General features: G+C 75.2%; 1 protein-coding gene. It reads left to right on the forward strand.

The features are described from left to right. The coding region (locus PLJ28_RS15950; RefSeq protein WP_324590452.1) for a tRNA (adenosine(37)-N6)-threonylcarbamoyltransferase complex transferase subunit TsaD at positions 1-894 on the forward strand (894 nt) is incomplete at its 5' end. Between the last annotated feature and the right edge of the window lie 258 nt (positions 895-1,152).

Raw genomic sequence — 1,152 nt, forward strand, 5'->3', positions numbered from 1 at the left:
GCCGGGGCGCTCATGGTCGGCGTGGCCGGCGCCAAGGCCCTGGCCCTGGCCACGGGCACCCCGCTCTACGGCATCAACCACCTGGTCGCGCACGTCGGCGTCGGGCTGCTGGACGAGGTGACGGGCGCGGGGCCGGAGGCCGGCCGCGGGACCGGGCCGGCCGTCGTCGTGGGGTCCGGTGCGGGCGGGGGCCGTCCGCTGCCGGAACACCTCGGTGCGCTGCTGGTCTCCGGCGGGCACACCGAGATCCTGCGGGTCAACCGGCTCACCACGGACGTGGAACTGCTCGGCTCGACCATCGACGACGCCGCCGGCGAGGCCTATGACAAGGTCGCCCGGCTGCTCGGGGCCGGCTACCCCGGCGGGCCCGTGATCGACCGGCTGGCCCGGCAGGGCAACCCCACCGCGTTCCGGTTCCCGCGCGGGCTGAGCGCCCCGAAGTTCGTGGGCACCGCGCAGGAACCCGGCAGGCACCGGCACGACTGGTCCTTCTCCGGGCTGAAGACCGCCGTGGCCCGGTGCGTGGAGCAGTTCGAGGCCGCCGGCGTGCCGGACGAGCAGATCCCCACGGCGGACATCGCCGCGTCCTTCCAGGAGGCGGTCGCGGACGTGATCACCGCCAAGGCGGTGCGGGCCTGCACGGAGCACGGGATCGGGCACCTGCTGCTCGGCGGCGGCGTCGCGGCGAACTCCCGGCTGCGTGAGCTGCTGGCCGAGCGCTGCACGGCGGCCGGCATCGGGCTGACCGTCCCGCCGCCGCGGCTGTGCACGGACAACGGCGCCATGGTCGCGGCCCTGGGGGCGCAACTGGTGATGGACGGGGTGGCGCCGTCCGGATTGGGCTTCGCCGCGGACCCGGGCCAGCCGGTGGGTGAGATCTCCCTCGGCGCGTGAGGGCCGCCCGTACCCTGGCCGCCGGAACTGCCGCCCACCGGAGTCACGATCACGCTCGACGGTGGGACACGCCGGGCCGATCACCGTCGAGCGTGATCGTAACTCTGAGTTCGCCGTGACTCCACGGGCTCAGGCCCCGATGGACGCCCGCGTCCGGGCCACCGCATCGGCGACGACGGCTCGGAGGGGAGCATGGAGATCATGCCCGGCCAGCGGGGTGGACGCGGGCAGGCCGGCGGACTCCATCTGCTCCACCGT

The sequence above is a fragment of the Citricoccus sp. genome (genome assembly GCF_035445025.1).
Classification (GTDB): Bacteria; Actinomycetota; Actinomycetes; order Actinomycetales; family Micrococcaceae; genus Citricoccus.